The 16,232-nt window shown below is 32.7% G+C and carries 9 protein-coding genes and 1 pseudogene; 9 read left to right on the top strand and 1 reads right to left on the bottom strand.

Features of this window, described 5'->3' with window-relative positions; genetic code table 11:
• Positions 1 to 35: 35 nt before the first annotated feature.
• On the top strand, positions 36 to 647 hold the full coding sequence (locus ACQRC6_RS07915) for a DUF6088 family protein (protein WP_427848464.1): 612 nt from the start codon (positions 36 to 38) through the stop codon (positions 645 to 647).
• A pseudogene (locus tag ACQRC6_RS07910) lies at positions 640 to 765 on the top strand (nucleotidyl transferase AbiEii/AbiGii toxin family protein); the annotation flags it as partial. The gene ACQRC6_RS07915 and the pseudogene ACQRC6_RS07910, both read left to right, overlap by 8 nt.
• A 330-nt stretch (positions 766 to 1,095) precedes the next feature.
• On the opposite strand, the gene carB reads toward ACQRC6_RS07910, so the two are convergent.
• Positions 1,096 to 4,299, bottom strand: coding sequence for a carbamoyl-phosphate synthase large subunit (carB, locus tag ACQRC6_RS07905; protein ID WP_427848463.1), 3,204 nt, complete (start codon positions 4,297 to 4,299; stop codon positions 1,096 to 1,098).
• Positions 4,300 to 4,639: 340 nt separating this feature from the next.
• Between carB and ACQRC6_RS07900 the strand changes: the two genes are divergently transcribed.
• From ACQRC6_RS07900 to ACQRC6_RS07870, 7 genes are all read left to right on the top strand, one after another.
• A complete protein-coding gene (locus tag ACQRC6_RS07900) occupies positions 4,640 to 5,776 on the top strand; it encodes a glycosyltransferase family 4 protein (protein ID WP_427848462.1) in 1,137 nt (378 codons plus the stop codon).
• A complete protein-coding gene (locus ACQRC6_RS07895; RefSeq protein ID WP_427848461.1) occupies positions 5,763 to 6,251 on the top strand; it encodes a DUF4330 domain-containing protein in 489 nt (162 codons plus the stop codon). The genes ACQRC6_RS07900 and ACQRC6_RS07895 overlap by 14 nt, the downstream gene beginning before the upstream one ends.
• The gene (locus ACQRC6_RS07890; protein WP_427848460.1) at positions 6,252 to 6,800 is read left to right on the top strand and encodes a hypothetical protein; all 549 of its coding nucleotides are present in this window, start codon (positions 6,252 to 6,254) and stop codon (positions 6,798 to 6,800) included.
• Positions 6,794 to 8,179, top strand: a complete 1,386-nt coding sequence (locus ACQRC6_RS07885; RefSeq protein ID WP_427848459.1) for an O-antigen ligase family protein — start codon at positions 6,794 to 6,796, stop codon at positions 8,177 to 8,179. Before ACQRC6_RS07890 ends, ACQRC6_RS07885 begins: the two co-directional genes overlap by 7 nt.
• Before the next feature lie 13 nt (positions 8,180 to 8,192).
• A complete protein-coding gene (csaB, locus tag ACQRC6_RS07880; RefSeq protein ID WP_075660362.1) occupies positions 8,193 to 9,290 on the top strand; it encodes a polysaccharide pyruvyl transferase CsaB in 1,098 nt (365 codons plus the stop codon).
• A 523-nt stretch (positions 9,291 to 9,813) separates the two neighbouring features.
• Positions 9,814 to 14,865: a hypothetical protein gene (locus ACQRC6_RS07875; RefSeq protein ID WP_427848458.1), complete on the top strand. Its 5,052-nt coding sequence runs from the start codon at positions 9,814 to 9,816 to the stop codon at positions 14,863 to 14,865.
• 54 nt (positions 14,866 to 14,919) lie between these two features.
• On the top strand, positions 14,920 to 16,232 hold a 1,313-nt coding region (locus ACQRC6_RS07870), incomplete at its 3' end, for a hypothetical protein (RefSeq protein WP_427848457.1).

Below are 16,232 nucleotides of genomic sequence, written 5' to 3'. Positions count from 1 at the left end.
ATACGATACAATATCCGTGACAAAGGAGGATTGTAATGAGTTCATATACAGAAAAAATATCAGATAAAATAAATGATTTTGACTCACATAAAGTATTTTTTGCAAATGACTTTTTAGATATTGCATCTAATGCTACGGTTAGACAAATATTGAAAAGATTAGCAGATGAAGATAAAATTAAGCGTGTCATTGATGGTTTTTATTACAATCCAAGATATAGTGAATTAATTGGAGAGTACGAAGCAGTATCAATTCACGAGTTAGCACTTGCCATAGCAAGAAAATACAATTGGAATATTGCACCCTATAATAGCACAGCCTTAAACTTATTAGGACTATCCACACAAGTTCCAACTCACTATAAATATATATCTAGTGGAAGATATAAGGAATATAAAATTGGAGATACCATTTTAGAATTTAAAAAAGTAAATCCAGGAGAGATTGCTAATATGTCCTTAAAGACTGCAACAGTTATTCAAGCAATTAAGTCTTTGGGCAAAGAAAGTATAACTAATGAAGTTATACAAAAGATAAGAGAAAACTTAACTGAAAAAGAAAGAACAGACTTAATGAAGGAATCAAAATCAGTGCCAGCATGGATATATGAAGTAATAAGGGAAATTTGTGAAGGCAAAAATGAATAAGTTTTATATAGAAAACAAAGAAGACTTAAGAATTTTAATAGTCAATACTGCAAGAAAGAGAAATATATCTGAAGCAGTCATTGAAAAAGACTATTGGGTTACTTTTATCTTAGATTATCCAAACTTTGAAGAGATTATAAAAGTTCTTCAAGAACTAGAAAAAGAAATTAATAAGTAAATAGAATTCTCCTGAAAATAATACGATTTTCGAGGGAAATACTTTGAGCGATAGAGAAATCTTTCGCTTTTTTTAGCTCTATGTCAAATGTTGGGGAAACTCGGCAATTCGAGTCTCTCTTTTTCTATTAATAACAATACTTATAGACAAATAAATAAATAGTAAAAATTAAAAGCCTCGGCACTATTATGCTGAGGCTTCTTAGATTTAAAAATTTTAACAATTCAAAATCAAAATCTTAAATCATATTTAAAGATAAAGTAAATCTAATTAAAATTCTGATATTTCGTAGATATCCATGTTTTCTTCGTGGAATTTTTTATTTTTTACAGCTACTCTAGCTGCCAATGTGTCAAGGCTTGTAACTATGTCGATGCCATATTCTGTCGCCATTCTTCTAATTTTGAAACCATCTCTTGTTGAGTCGCCACCTCTAGTTGGAGTGTTAACTACAATGTCGATTTCTCCCTTTCTTATTACATCTAGGATATTTGGTCTTGGGTCATTGATTTTTCCAATTTCTCTTGCGTCAATGCCTTCTTTTTTAAGAAGTTCACAAGTACCCTTAGTTGCGATAAAATTGTAACCTAAATCCTTCATAGATTTTGCAATTTCAATAAATTCAGCCTTGTCGTTGTCGTTTACTGTTGCAAGAACTGTTGAAGCTTTATCTTCAATGGCTGAACCTGATGCCAAGAATCCTTTGAAAAGTGCTTCGTCAATGTTTTTACCAATTCCAAGAACTTCGCCAGTGGATTTCATTTCAGGTCCAAGGGAAATTTCAACTCTGTTAAGTTTTGACATAGAGAATACTGGAACTTTAACTGCCATTAGTTTTGGCTCTTTATAAATATCTACTCCGTAGCCAAGGTCAGATAATTTTTCGCCAAGCATAGTTTTTGTAGCTAGGTCAATTATTGGAACGCCAGAAACCTTTGAAATATATGGCACAGTTCTTGATGCACGAGGGTTTACTTCGATGATGTATAAATCATTTTTGTATTCGATAAATTGTATATTTATCATGCCCTTTACATGAAGTGCCTTTGCAATTTTCTTTGTGTAATCTAATATTTTTTCTTTGATTTCATCTGAAATGTTAATGCTTGGATAAATTGTAATTGAGTCGCCAGAGTGAACTCCTGCCCTTTCAAGGTGTTCCATTATTCCAGGGATTAGGACATCCTTGCCATCAGAAATTGCATCAACTTCAATTTCACGACCTACTAAATATTTATCAATTAAAACTGGGTTTTCTGAATCTCTTTCAAAAGCACTTTGCAAATAAGTTTTTAAACTTTCTTCGTCATAAGTTATTTGCATTCCTTGACCGCCAAGCACATAGGATGGTCTAACAAGCAGTGGATAGCCAAGTTCACAAGCTGCTTCAAGTCCTTCTTTAACAGTGAATACACCACGTCCCTTAGGTCTATTGATTTTCAAATCTTCAAGCATTTCATCAAACTTTTCTCTGTCTTCAGCTCTGTCAATATCACAGAAGTCTGTTCCCAAGATGTTAATTTTTTGTGAGTGAAGGTATTTTGCAAGCTTAATTGCAGTTTGACCACCAAAGGCAAGGATTACGCCAAGAGGTTTTTCTATTTCAATAATGCTTTTAACCTCTTCCTCAGTAAGTGGTTCGAAGTAAAGTTTATCAGATGTGTCAAAGTCAGTAGAAACAGTTTCTGGATTGTTGTTAATAGTAATTGTTTCTATGCCCATTTTTATCAATGCCTTGATTGCGTGAACGCTACAATAGTCAAATTCAATTCCTTGACCAATTCTAATTGGACCAGAACCAATTACGATTATTTTTTTATTATCAGACACAATGTTTTCGTCTGTCTTTTCATAAGTTGAATAATAGTAGGCGCCATTTTTTCTAAAAGGAGAAGTGTCAACTCTTCTATAATTTGGAAGGATTTTATTTTTTTCACGAAGTTCAATTACATCTTCCATTTCTACGCCAAGAGCCTTTGCAATAGTTTTGTCAGAAAAACCTAATTTTTTAAGTTTTAAAAGTTCCTCAGGATTAATTGTATCCATGCTTAATTTTTTTAGATTTTCTTCTTCACGAACTATATTTTCGATTTTTTTCAAGAAGTAAAGGTCAATGCCCGTAATGTCGTGGATAAGTTCAAGAGAAAGTCCACGTCTAATAATTTCTGCAACATCAAAAAGTCTTTCGTCATCAGGGAATTTAATTCTCTTTTTAAGTTCTTCAGTAGTTCTTTCTTCAGAGAACTTAGACTCAAGGGAGAATTTTGAAATTTCAAGAGATCTAATACCCTTTAATAGAGCTTCTTCAAAGGAAGAACCAATTGACATAACTTCGCCAGTTGCCATCATCTTTGTTCCAAGTTTTCTATTTGCAAACTTGAATTTGTCGAAAGGCCATTTAGGAATTTTAACAACTACATAATTACAATTAGGTTCATAATTTTCAATAGTTTCGCCAGTAGTTTCATTTTTGATTTCATTTAAGTTTAATCCAAGGGCAAGTTTTGTTGCAATTCTTGCAATTGGATATCCAGTTGCCTTTGACGCAAGGGCAGAGGAACGAGAAACTCTTGGGTTGATTTCAATTACTGCATAGTCCAAAGTTTCTGGATTAAGTGCAAGCTGAACATTACAAGCACCGATTACATTTACATTTTCAACAATGTTTAGCGCAGCATTTTTTAATTTTTGAAGAACATCTTTATCAAGACTTTGGCAAGGAGCAACTACAATAGAGTCGCCTGTATGAACGCCAACGGGATCCACATTTTCCATGTCGCATACAATAACCTTTTCGCCAGCAGAATCTCTAATAACTTCAAACTCAATTTCCATCCAACCACGAATGGACTTTTCAAGAAGACATTCCTTTACTGGGCTAAGGCTCAAGCCGTGAGATAAAACTTCCTCAAGTTCCTCTTCATTATAGGCAAAACCACCGCCAGTTCCACCTAAGGTGAAGGCAGGTCTAATTACTAAAGGATAGCCGATTTTCTTTGCGAGGATTTTTCCTTCTTCAAGTGTATTCGTAATTTCAGATTGGATAATTGGTTCGCCAATTTCTTCCATAGTTTTTCTAAAAATATCTCTGTCTTCGCCCTTTTTAATAGCTTCGATGTCAGTTCCTATAATTTTTATTCCATACTTATCTAAAATTCCACGCTTGTCGAGTTCTAGTGTCATGTTAAGACCAGTTTGTCCACCCATACCAGCAATAAGAGAGTCAGGTCTTTCCCTTTCAATAATTTTTTCTATAAAAGAAATAGTTATTGGTTCGATGTAAATTTTATCGGCAATACCCTTGTCAGTCATAATAGTAGCAGGGTTTGAGTTTACAAGAATAGTTTCAATACCATTTTTTTTCAAAGTTTCACAAGCTTGAGTACCTGAGTAGTCAAACTCAGCAGCTTGCCCTATTACAATGGGGCCAGATCCTATTACTAGCGTCTTTTTAATCGAATTATCTCTTGGCATTTTTTTCTCCTTTTCCAAATAAAAGATCAAACATTCTTAAAAATGGGCAAAAAAAATTTAAGGTAATTAAATTTGCTCAAAAAAAAATCATGCACAAGGACATGATTTTACTCAGTCCTTGGACTGATTTTCTATTTTTTTATCTTTCTTATTAAATCACTTTTAAAATAAAAAAGCAAGACTTTTTTTTATAAAAATTTCAAAGACTATAAAAATAAAATAAAATTAGGCATAAATACACGAAGATAAAAAGCAAAAGACATTCAAATTATCTTGTCATATAAAACTGTTAAAATTATTTAGAATTTATTGTATAATAAGAAAGATAAGGAGGAGAGTTATGACAAAAGTTCTCCATTTAATTAGTGGCGGCGACACAGGCGGTGCAAAGACACATATCTTTACACTAATGAAGGGCCTAAATGGAAAAGTTGAAACAAAAATAATTTGCTTCATTAAAGATACCTTTTATGACGAAGCAAAAAAACGCGGCATAGAAATAGAAGTATATCCGCAGGAAAAAAGATCAGACCTTTCCGTCGTTTCTAAATTAAGTGACGAAATAAATAATGGCAAATACGACTTAGTCCATGCACATGGTGCAAGAGCTAATTTTATTTGTATGTTTTTAAAAAAGAAAATACAAGTCCCCATGGTTACTACAATCCATTCAGATTATATGCTTGACTTCAAGGACTCATTTTACAAAAATTTAATCTACACAACATTAAACAAATTGGCACTTAAAAAATTTGATCACTACATTTGCGTAAGTGATAATTTTAAAAAGATGCTAGAAGACAGAGGTTTTGACAAAGACAAAATACACGTACTCTACAACGGAATTGACACAGATGAAAAAATTGAGTACATCCCAAAAACTGTTTTCTTAGAAAGACACAAGGTAATTTACAATGGCGAGTTTTTAGTTGGCATAGCAGCTAGATTAGATAAAGTTAAGGATCACGAAACTTTTATAAAAGCTTGCAAAGAAACCCTAGAAGTAAACCCAGATATAATTTTTCTTATAGCGGGAGAGGGCGACGAAAAGAAAAAATTGCAGGACATGGCAAAAACCTTTGAAATCGACAAAAATATTTACTTCCTTGGATTTATAAAGGACAAATATTCCTTCTTCAACTCCATAGATGTAAATGTGCTAACTAGCATTTCCGAGTCCTTTCCCTATGTGATTTTAGAAGCGGCAATGTTAAGCGTGCCTACAATTTCTACAAAAACTGGAGGTATCCCTGAAATAATAAAAGACGACCAAACAGGATATCTATTCCCAATAGGAAACTTTAAGTCCCTTGCAAGATATATTTTAGACCTTTACGACAATAGAGATAAACTAAAAGAACTTGGCGAAAATATAAAAAGAGAAGTAATAGAAAAATATTCTCACAAATCAATGGGCGAAAGACAAAAGGAAATTTACGATGAAATATTAAAAGGAGAAAACAATGAAAATAATTGACAAAAAAGGCAGACTCTTTGGACTAATCAATATAGTCGACCTATTAGTAATAATTTTAATCCTTGCAATTGTTGCAGTGGGAGTAAAGAGATTTGGAACAAAAGCAGCAGTTGGCGAAGCAACTACAAAAAAAGGCATTATAACAGCTGAAGTAAAGGACGTAAGAGATGCCACAGCAAATAACATAAAAGCAGGAGATAAAATCTTCGATTACGACAAGGGAACATACCTTGGCAAAATTGTTGCAGTAGAAGTTGAACCCTATAAGGACAAAACTGAATATCAAGGCAAATTTTACAATGCAGAAGTCCCTGGAAAATATAGAGTTATTATGACAATTGATGCAGATGTAAAGGAAACAGAAGATTTTTATCAAGTTGGCACTGAACAAATAAGAATAGGTGCAGAAATGAGAATAAAAAATAAAAACATTACAACATTTATGACAATTCTCGGCATAGAAGTAAAGAACTAGGTGATTATTATCAATTCATTAACTATAAGGTTTCTAAATAAAATTTACACATCCTTTGGCGAATATTACGAAAATTCACTAACAAAAAGAGTTCACGATTTTATAACAAAACCAATAGCAAAAACTTTTGCAAATTCAAAGACAAAAAATGTCCTTGCTGGCGATAAAGTTTTATTTGAACATACCTTTATTTACAAAATTTATAGAGGATTATTTAACTTAATAGAAAAATTTATGAACCTACTGGGAAATATTTTTGTCCCAATGAAAAAAAATTCCTTTTTTATCGGCTCTCTCATGACATCCCTTGATGATTTTGACCAAATTGCAGGCATTATCTCAAACATTATGTTTTATACAGGTATTTTTACACTAATTATTTCATTAATAATTAAGGCAAAGTTAATTATACCAATTGCATTTATAGTTTTGGGATTAATCCTTTCACTGCTAAAGGGAAAATATATGGAAATAATTAGGGGCTCAAAGTGCATAGAATTTTTCACAAGCTTTTTTAAACTAGATGAAGGCGGTGAAAACTGGTGGTAAAAGCAAAAAAAATTAATTTTATATTATTATCAGCACTTTTCTTGACAATAATATATTATTTTCTAGGAATAAAATTTTTCTTGGCAGCCTTTCTAGGCATAAGCGGTCTTTTACTTGTAATATACGACATAAAAATTGGACTTTTTGCATCAGCATTTTTATATCCCTTTGTACCAGATGCCTTGGGACTAATAATGCTATTATCCATGGGATTTTTTGTCTTACTTAGAACAATACTTTATAAAGAAAAATTTACAGTAGGAGCAAGAACTGTACCCATTGCAATTTTTGCCTTTATAATAGTTTTTTCAACAATTACATCAATAGACCCATCAGGTTCAATTCGTGACCTAGCATTAAACGCAGCAGGAATTTCCTTTTTATTTGCAATGACAAATTCCATAAAGACAAAGGGCGAACTCAATGCCTTTATATCCACACTACTTTTGTCAGCACTTGTAGTTGCACTACTTGGAGTAATGCAATATTTCACAGGCGTGGAAATGAGACCAGAGTGGTTAGATACAGAAAATAACACAGACATTGCAGTAAGAGTTTACTCAGTATTTTTCAATCCAAATATTTTGGCAGAATACCTAGTGCTAATTACGCCAATTGCAGTGGGGATAACTTGGTACACAAAGAGCATGAGGAAAAAATTCCTTTTCGCCGCATCAACGGGAATACTTCTTATTTGTATTGTAATGACATTATCAAGAGGTGGCTGGGTAGGAATTGCACTGGCAGCACTTGCCTTTATACTATTAGTAGATAAAAGACTATTGCTATTAGGAGTTCCAATAATTTTAGGTGGACTTGCAGTGCTTCCCCAAAAAGTCGTGGATAGAATCACTTCCATTGGCTCAACAGTAGACACATCAAATCTATATAGAATAAAAATTTGGCATATTACAAAAGATGTAATACGAGATAATTTAGTGGCAGGCGTTGGATTTGGATATATGCCCTTTAAAGAAACTTTTGAAAAATATATTAGGACTATGCCCATATACCACGCACACAACACCTATCTCGAAGTAGCAGCAGAAATAGGAATAGTTGGATTTATCTTTTTCATGTTACTATTATTATCAACACTAAAATACGATTATGTAAATCTAGTGAAATCAGAAGACAAATACTTTAAATACCTTGGAGCAGGACTCTTCGCCAGCATCATAGGCATAATGGGACATGGACTTGTAGAACACTTTTTATACATTCCAAGAATAATATTTACCTTCTGGATTGTCCTTGGCATAATATTTACAGCAATAAAAATAGAAAAAATAGAAAGAGAAAAAGAAAAAGAATTTACAGAAAAAAGCACAGAAACAATAGAAGAAAATAAAATAGAAAGAGAAGCTATAACAGAGTGATAAAATGAGTGGTATGAAAAAAATTCTAGTATCAGGATACTTTGGATTTGACAACTCTGGCGACGATGCAATATTAAAAGCCATGGTTGAAGATTTTAAAAAATTAAATAAAGAAATAAAAATGACAGCACTCTCAAAAAATCCTGAGAAGACAAAAAAAGTTTACGGCATAGATGCAGTAAATCGATTTTCATTACCCGAACTATTCTCAGCAATAAAAGATGCAGACCTTTTATTGTCGGGAGGAGGATCACTACTTCAGGATATAACATCGACGAGGAGCATTATCTATTATTTATCGGTGATAATAATAGCAAAAATTTTTAGAAAAAAAGTTTACGTATATGCCAATGGAATTGGACCAATTGACAAGAAATTAAATAGAATACTGACAAAAAAAGTATTAAACAAAGTAGACTACATCACATTGCGAGATAAATTATCCTATGAATTTGTAAAAGAACTAGGAGTAACAAATAAAAATGTAGAAGTTACAGCAGATCCAGTCTTCACCCTAAAAGCAGCAGATGAAGAAAGAGTTGACGAAATACTAAAAGCTGAAGACATAAAAATAACAGATAACACAATAGGATTTTGCATAAGAGATCACAAAAAAGACGAATCAATAAAAGAAAAATTTGCAAAAACCATAGATATCTTAATAGAAAGTGGCTACGATATATTACTAGTTCCCTTCCACACACCAAGGGACAATGTCTATTCTCGAGAAGTTGCAGAAAAATGTGTAAATAAAAACAAAGTCATGCTAATAGAAAACACCTATTCAGCAGGAGAACTCATGGGAATATTTAAAAGACTAAAACTCCTCGAAGCAATGAGGCTTCACTCCTTAATTTACGCAGCAAGCGTAAATCTTCCCATGGTGGGAATAATCTATGACCCAAAAGTCGAAGCCATGGTAAAGGAACTTGGAATTGGCGAATATGTAGATGTAGAAAACTTCACATCAGAAGAATTATTCAAAAAAACACTGCGTGCCTTGGACAACTTAGAAGAAAGGCGAGAAAAAATAATAGAAAACACTGAAAAAATGCGTAGAGAGTCAAAGAAAAATATAGAGATAGCACTAGATATAATAGATGAAAAATAAAATATAAGATTAAAAAGACGGCAATAGTCGTCTTTTTTATTGGAAAAAATAAGTTTTCTATAAATTTTATTTAAAGAAAAGCAAATAAAATAAAGGGAAAAATAAAATTAAACCTGACACTAGAGAAAAGTAAAAATGAGAAAAACTCTACAAAAACACAAGTATTCAAAAAAACTCATAGAACAAAAAATCACAATATGAAAAGATTAGCATTTAAGTCAACTATATATAATAATTCATAGAATATCAAACAAACATGCGTGAAAGGATTGTACATAAAAAGTGCAAAATTTCCGGGGGGGGGGGGGGTGAACTAGGAGAAAATGTTGAAATATTAAGAAAAATTAAAAAATTTACACTTGAATGATGCATTTTAATTTTATATAATATTATACATAATAATGCAGTCCTAAACTATGCAAAAAGTAGAATTGAAACTAACATAGTTGATAGTGTTCTGGACAATGGGAGGCGATAAGAGAAAATTAAGTTTTAAATCCAAAAAAATAGAAAGGAGAAAAAAATGGATAAAAAACAAATGACAAAAAGATATTTATCCCTATTCCTAGCATTACTAATGCTAATAGGAATAATGCCAATGAACATCTTTGCAGAAGTAAAAAAGGCTGATTGGAATATCGAGACTGTTAATAAAACAGCCACTTCAAAAGAATCATGGCCTTTATCTAAAAACAACAAATTAGTACGAGTATCTGAAATAGAGCCTAAGAGAACTCCGTCAATTAGTTATGTAGGAACCTATACCAACTCAGACGGAAGAGAGGTTATAAGACTATCCTATAATTTAAAGCAAACTTCAGTAAGTAGCGTTTGGAAGAATTTAGTTTTAAAATTCCCAAAGGAGTTTGTTGATGCTGTTGATTGGAAGTATTCCAAGACAGATTCAGGAACTACGCTAAAAACAGGTATGTATAAAGGACTTAACACTGGAGCTAGACACGACTATTACAGAAGTAACCAAGAAATACAACCCTTTAGTCAATTGGCAAATTCAGAATCTGTATTTGGTGCTGAAGGAATATATTATCAAAACTTAAATAATGCCGGAAATAATGCCGTGGCATATAAAACAGAAATTCCTATGGATTTTGTATTAAATGAAGGAAAGTCTATAAAAGATTTTAAAACTCAAATCCTTATACAAGCAAGACTTATGGATGATAAGTTTGAACAAGTGTATGCAAGAGCATCAGATAAAAACCCAATAGCTTCTTATAACGCATATACCTTTACTACTGTTATTCCGGTAGCAGGTACAGATTACAAAAAAGAATTAAACGACTTTTTTGTTAATAATACTACTCCCTTTGATGCTGCAACATCATATGTAACTTATGACTTGGATGCGGGCATTATTGATGTTATATACAAGCAGTCAAAAGCGATTACGAATTCTTCTTATGGTGGTCTTAGAGATCAAGAAAATCCTCTTGGATTTAGACAATCTGTAGAAGCATCATTTTTAAATATCTTAGATGATACAAGAGCTAACGGTATGGTTGCAGAAGTTACTATCCTTGATAATACTGATAAACCTTATGGAAACAATAATGGTACTGATCCGAGTCTTAATATATTTTTATCAAAAAATGATTTTACTGTAAAAGGTGATTTAGCTTTCCTTCAAATTGGAGCTAAAGAATGGAAATCAGATTGGGATTATGAATTCGGAATAAATACTAAGATTATTTCTCAGAATTTTTCAGATACAGTTTTAAATAGTACTCTATCACCTAATTCCGGTTTATCTACTCGTGTTAGATATTATGTAAAAACAGATGCTTTAAATAAGATCATTAAAGAGAATGGTTTAAAATCTTATGCATTTTATTCTGCAATTGTAAACCAAGATAGTTATGGAACGACTTGCTGGACTACTCAAGCTGATGAAGATATTTATCTAAGTGCAGGGCAAGAGGTTAACCTTAAATTTAACGACAATCAAGGATATAAGGTAGCATTAACATACTATGATCCTTACAAAGAAATTACAATTGGAAAAGATCAATATTCAATTAATTTTAGAGAAAATATTGAGGTACAAGGAGCAGCGACAGGCTCTAAAGCCTTCAAGGAATTTATTTGGACAGTACCAGTAGATATAAAAATTCCAAAGGGAGAAACAATTAGCTTGCGTGGAGTATATAATGGAGAACTCAATAAACCATTATCATCACAAACATTGACAATGGCTATTAATAATCGCAGTATAGAGTTTACAAACCCAGTTCTTGAACACAAACCAAGAGTATTAGATTGGTCACCTACATTAACGGGCGGGGCACTTGTTCAAACAATAATTAGACCACGTGTAGAAGAAGTTTTCACAGATTCAAAAGAAATTATTGGATATTCATACTATGACCGTGCAGAAATGGCATTTAGGATTCCTACAGTTTTTGACAATGAAAATAAATTGCTAAAACAAACAATATCGGCTTCAAATGTCGGAGAGGAAGTTATATTTGTTGAAAATGGTGAAAATGTAAAATATACTGGTTATAAATTTATGACATCAAACCCAAATATTGCAGGAGCGGAACAGTTAAAACAATATGAAGAATTCAAATTGCCTGAGAAGCTTGAAAAAGATATGCCAATTTCTATCAACAATAGATATATATTATCAGGATCTATTGAAGGAGAAGATGTAATTGAACAAGTTCAAGCAAAGGTTACATTTGATTTAAATGGACAAGAATCTAAAGTTGGCGGTTTTGACACAATTGAAAAGATTGCACCACTAAATATAAATTATAAATATGATCCTTCTACTGGAGAAGAAAATCCGGCTTATGTTCCAAGTGGATTTACAGGAGACAATGTAAAATTTGATGATCACCGAGGAGAAAAACTTGAAGGTGATGATTTAAAATTAAGACAAATGCCAACTAAGGAAGATATTAATGTTCCACAAGGAAAGAGAATTCTAGGTTGGACAACTAAAAAACTTACTGATATACCTGGTGGAAAGACAGCAGCTGAACAATTTAGAGAGCTAGATAAGACAATTAGAGATCTTAATGAGTGGAATAATGTAGATGCTGGTGAAAACTATATCTTTGACGAAAAATCTCCAATAGATAAGGAAAGAACAGTATATGCAGTATATGGAGAGGGAATAAATATTATTCTACACTCAAACAACACAGCTGACCCTAAAAATGAAACAATTGTTAGAATTCCAATTACAGTAGCAGATATTGATGCTACAAATAAGCTTATTGATGCTACAACTTCTCCAACTTTAATGAGTAAAAAGGGCGAATATGTAGCTAAACAAATTCCAAAAGTACCATATGCAAATACAAATGGAAAATTAGAAGGCGACTTTGAAGATTCTATGAAGACTTTTAATATGCCTAATTATTCTTTCATAGGATGGACTGCGGATAGATTTACAAATGATCCTGCGACATCAGTTCTTCGTGCTGGAAACAACAATGAAAGAATAGGTGAAATGGAACAAGGAATCGCAAAAGATAATGGTAAAACAGTAAGCATTTTAAAGAGAACAGAAGCATATTCTATTATTAAACAAAGTAAATTTAAGAGTGAAAGATCAATACCTAATGGTTTCTCAGTTTCCTTCGAAGGAAGCGATCAAAACTTTGCAAATCTTAAAGCAATGATTGAAGAGGGTAATGACATTCATCTATATGCAAATTATAGACCATTCTTTGATGTTGAAGTTGTTCATTCATTTAAGAATATTGATCCAAAACAGGATATAACAAAGGATCCAGTAGTAGTTGGAGAATATGTTGACAATGTAGACCAAGCTAAAAAACACGATGTAAAAGTAGGGCTTCTTTACAGAACAGCAGTTACTGACTATGGAACTCCAACAGTTCATGCTGATGCAAACTACTATCCTCTAAAGGGACAAGTAAAGCAATGGACTGTAAACGGACCTAACGAATTAAAATGGAAAGTACCTGGCTTTGATGAAGTAGGTAAGAGAAGATCTTATGTTTCAGCTATAGTAACAGATGAAGATGCATACAACAATTTTACAAAGGACAACTGGGGAGCTTTAGGGATCAAAACCTATGTAAGAGTAGACCAAGCTGATGGTACAGCTTTACGTGATGCAAATGCACCATTAAATATTCACAAAGATGCTGGAAATCCTTATGGAGATAAACTTGCAAAGGATCAATCTTACAACATCGGTGTAGATGCCTATACTTCAGCAACTTCAAGGAAGTCTATCACTAATGAAGTTGAAGGATTAAAAGAAGTAACAGGATATACTATCTACAACACTTCAACACCTGTAGATATTCCAAAACCAGTATTTAACCCTGTAAAAGATACAGACGTTAAATTCGAATTAAAATGGTCTGAATCTGAACAAAACGCAGATATAAAGAAGATAAAACTCAATATTCCAGGTACAGGTGAAGTAGTTCTAGAAAAACAACCTGATGGAACTTATACAAAAGATGGTATAACAGCATCAGTTCAAGACGGAAAATTAGTAGTAGGAGATGTAGATTTAAGCGGACAAGAAGGAAAAGAAATTGTAGCTTCTTATATAGTAGAAAAATCAGGACAAGAAATTGAAGGACCTACAGGTAGAATAGTAATTGAAGAACAAAAAACTTCAACACCTGTAGATACCATGAGACAAATTGAAAATGCTCCAGATGGTAAACCTCAAATTAAATTCTATGTTCCAAATCCTACTTTAAATAAGCCTACTAAGGGAACACAGTATATAGCTGAAGTATTTAATGGTAATAGCTGGGTTAAAGTTGGAGAATACGTTCAAGCTGAAGATAATGAAATTGGCACAGAAAAAGTTATTACTCTTGATGGCGTAAATAATGGAGATATAATCCGTATAACTACTATCCAACCGGGACAAATTCCGGCAGATTCGACATTAGTTGGAAACGTGCCATACACTCCTGAAGAAGGTCAAGAAAACAAAAAATATGTTAAACTTGACACAAAAGGACCTGAAACAAACTTTACAGCTAAAGATGAAGAATTCAGAAGATTTATTGACTTAACTGGAACTCTTGATGAAATTACACTTGATAGAAAGATTACTGTTGAAATTGGAACTGCAGGTGATCAAGGAACAGAAGGCAATGAAACTCATGAGTTTGAAATTAAAGTAGAACAAAATATAGTCGCTGACTATATCAATGAAGTTGTAAGAACTGCTGTTGAAAATGGCAATACTCCTCCAACTATGTGGATAATTGCAGAAGACCAATTTGGCAATAAATCTGTTAAAGAAGTAGCTTATACGCCAACTTATGTATGTCAAGTTGAGATACTAGGTGCAAGAGCAGGAAGAAAATTCGTAAGAGTATTTGGAAATATGGAAGATATTAATGTAGTATTGACAGTAACAGGAAGCGACGGACAAGAAAAAGCTACAGGAAGAGCAACTATTGCAAATACAAGCGATTCTGTTAAATTAACATTTGACAACAATTACAAACTTCAAAGTGGAGACATTGTAAAAGTATTTGGTTCAGTTGAAAAAGACGGAAAACTATATACTACAAACCCTTTACTATTAGATATTGAGTAAGACAAATATTAATTACATGGGGAGGATTTTCTCCTCCCTACAGGAGGTAAATATATGAAAAACAGCAAAAGATTACTTTCATTTTTGTTAGTCTTTCTAATGATGTTTTCAATTTTTGCGGATACTGCATATGCTTTAGGTAGCAGTGCACTTGAAGGAAAAACTGACGGACAATTAAAAGGAAGAGTTGAAGGTAATCAAGAAGTATTTGAATTTGATTCAAATATTATAAATACAAAGGAAAAAGCAAATTCTAGGCGAAGTAAGAGAAGCACTAATGAAGCACAATCTTCTGGATCAACTGCTTTTAGGTCAATGCCACAACCTATGAGAGCACCTCAAAGTGAATCTGATGACACGACAATTGAGCTAACAACAGTGGGCTTAGACAATCAAGCTTTTGACTGGTCAGTATTCCCTGACAAATCTTTTAAAATTACTGCAAGATGGAATACAAATGATGGAAAGACACATGTAAAAGAAAATTTTGCAACATTAACTGAAGATGGAACTACTACTTATAATGTAGGATGGCCTAAAGACGGTTCAATGACAGGTAGTGCATCAATAGTAGTTGATTTTAATAACAATGTTAAAATCATGGCAGTAGCATCAAGACCTACAAGTACGCAAGATGGAGCAGGTATTAAATTTAGCTTTAGAGTTATGCAACTACCTAATACAATTGCAGAAGTAAAGTATGTAGATCCCTATGGAAATCCATTAAATGAAGGTATGCCACAAGACTCAGATACTATGCCTAATGTTACAATAGATGAACTTCCAGACATTCAAGATATTAAACTTACAAATAAAAGTGAAACATTAAACTTTAGGGAATCTGAAGATTTTGATGAAGTTGAGGCAAATAAACTAGCAAATGGTCTAACATTTAAAGTTGATGGAAAGACAACTGGAGAAAAGGTAACAATAGATGGTAAGGATTATAAACTTGACATTTCCGCACCTAATGCAAAAGAACAAGGAACAATAAAACTTGCATATCAAGCTGATGTTTTAGTACCTCCAGTAGATCCAACACAAGCTGACAGCGGAACACCTGTACCTACACCTGAAGGATATGTAAGACTTACTTTTGATGCTAATGAAAATAAAGCCGATGGTGTAGAAGGTACTTTCACAAATGAAAGTCCTTACCAAGGCAAAGATAAATTATATATAGATGTTAAAAAAGGCCTTCAATATGACAATGAATCATTAACAAACGCTATAAAAGCATTAACAGTACAAGGTACAAAAGATCAAAAAGAATATACTCAAGATTTACAAAACCCATGGACACCAAAAGTTCCGACATCGGGAGCAGTAAGCGAAGCAACATATAATGCAAACTATAAATACTCCAT

The organism is Peptoniphilus sp. SGI.035 (assembly GCF_050315115.1).
In the GTDB taxonomy this organism is placed as follows: Bacteria; Bacillota; Clostridia; order Tissierellales; family Peptoniphilaceae; genus Peptoniphilus_A.
This window is presented reverse-complemented; position numbering and strand designations above follow the sequence as displayed.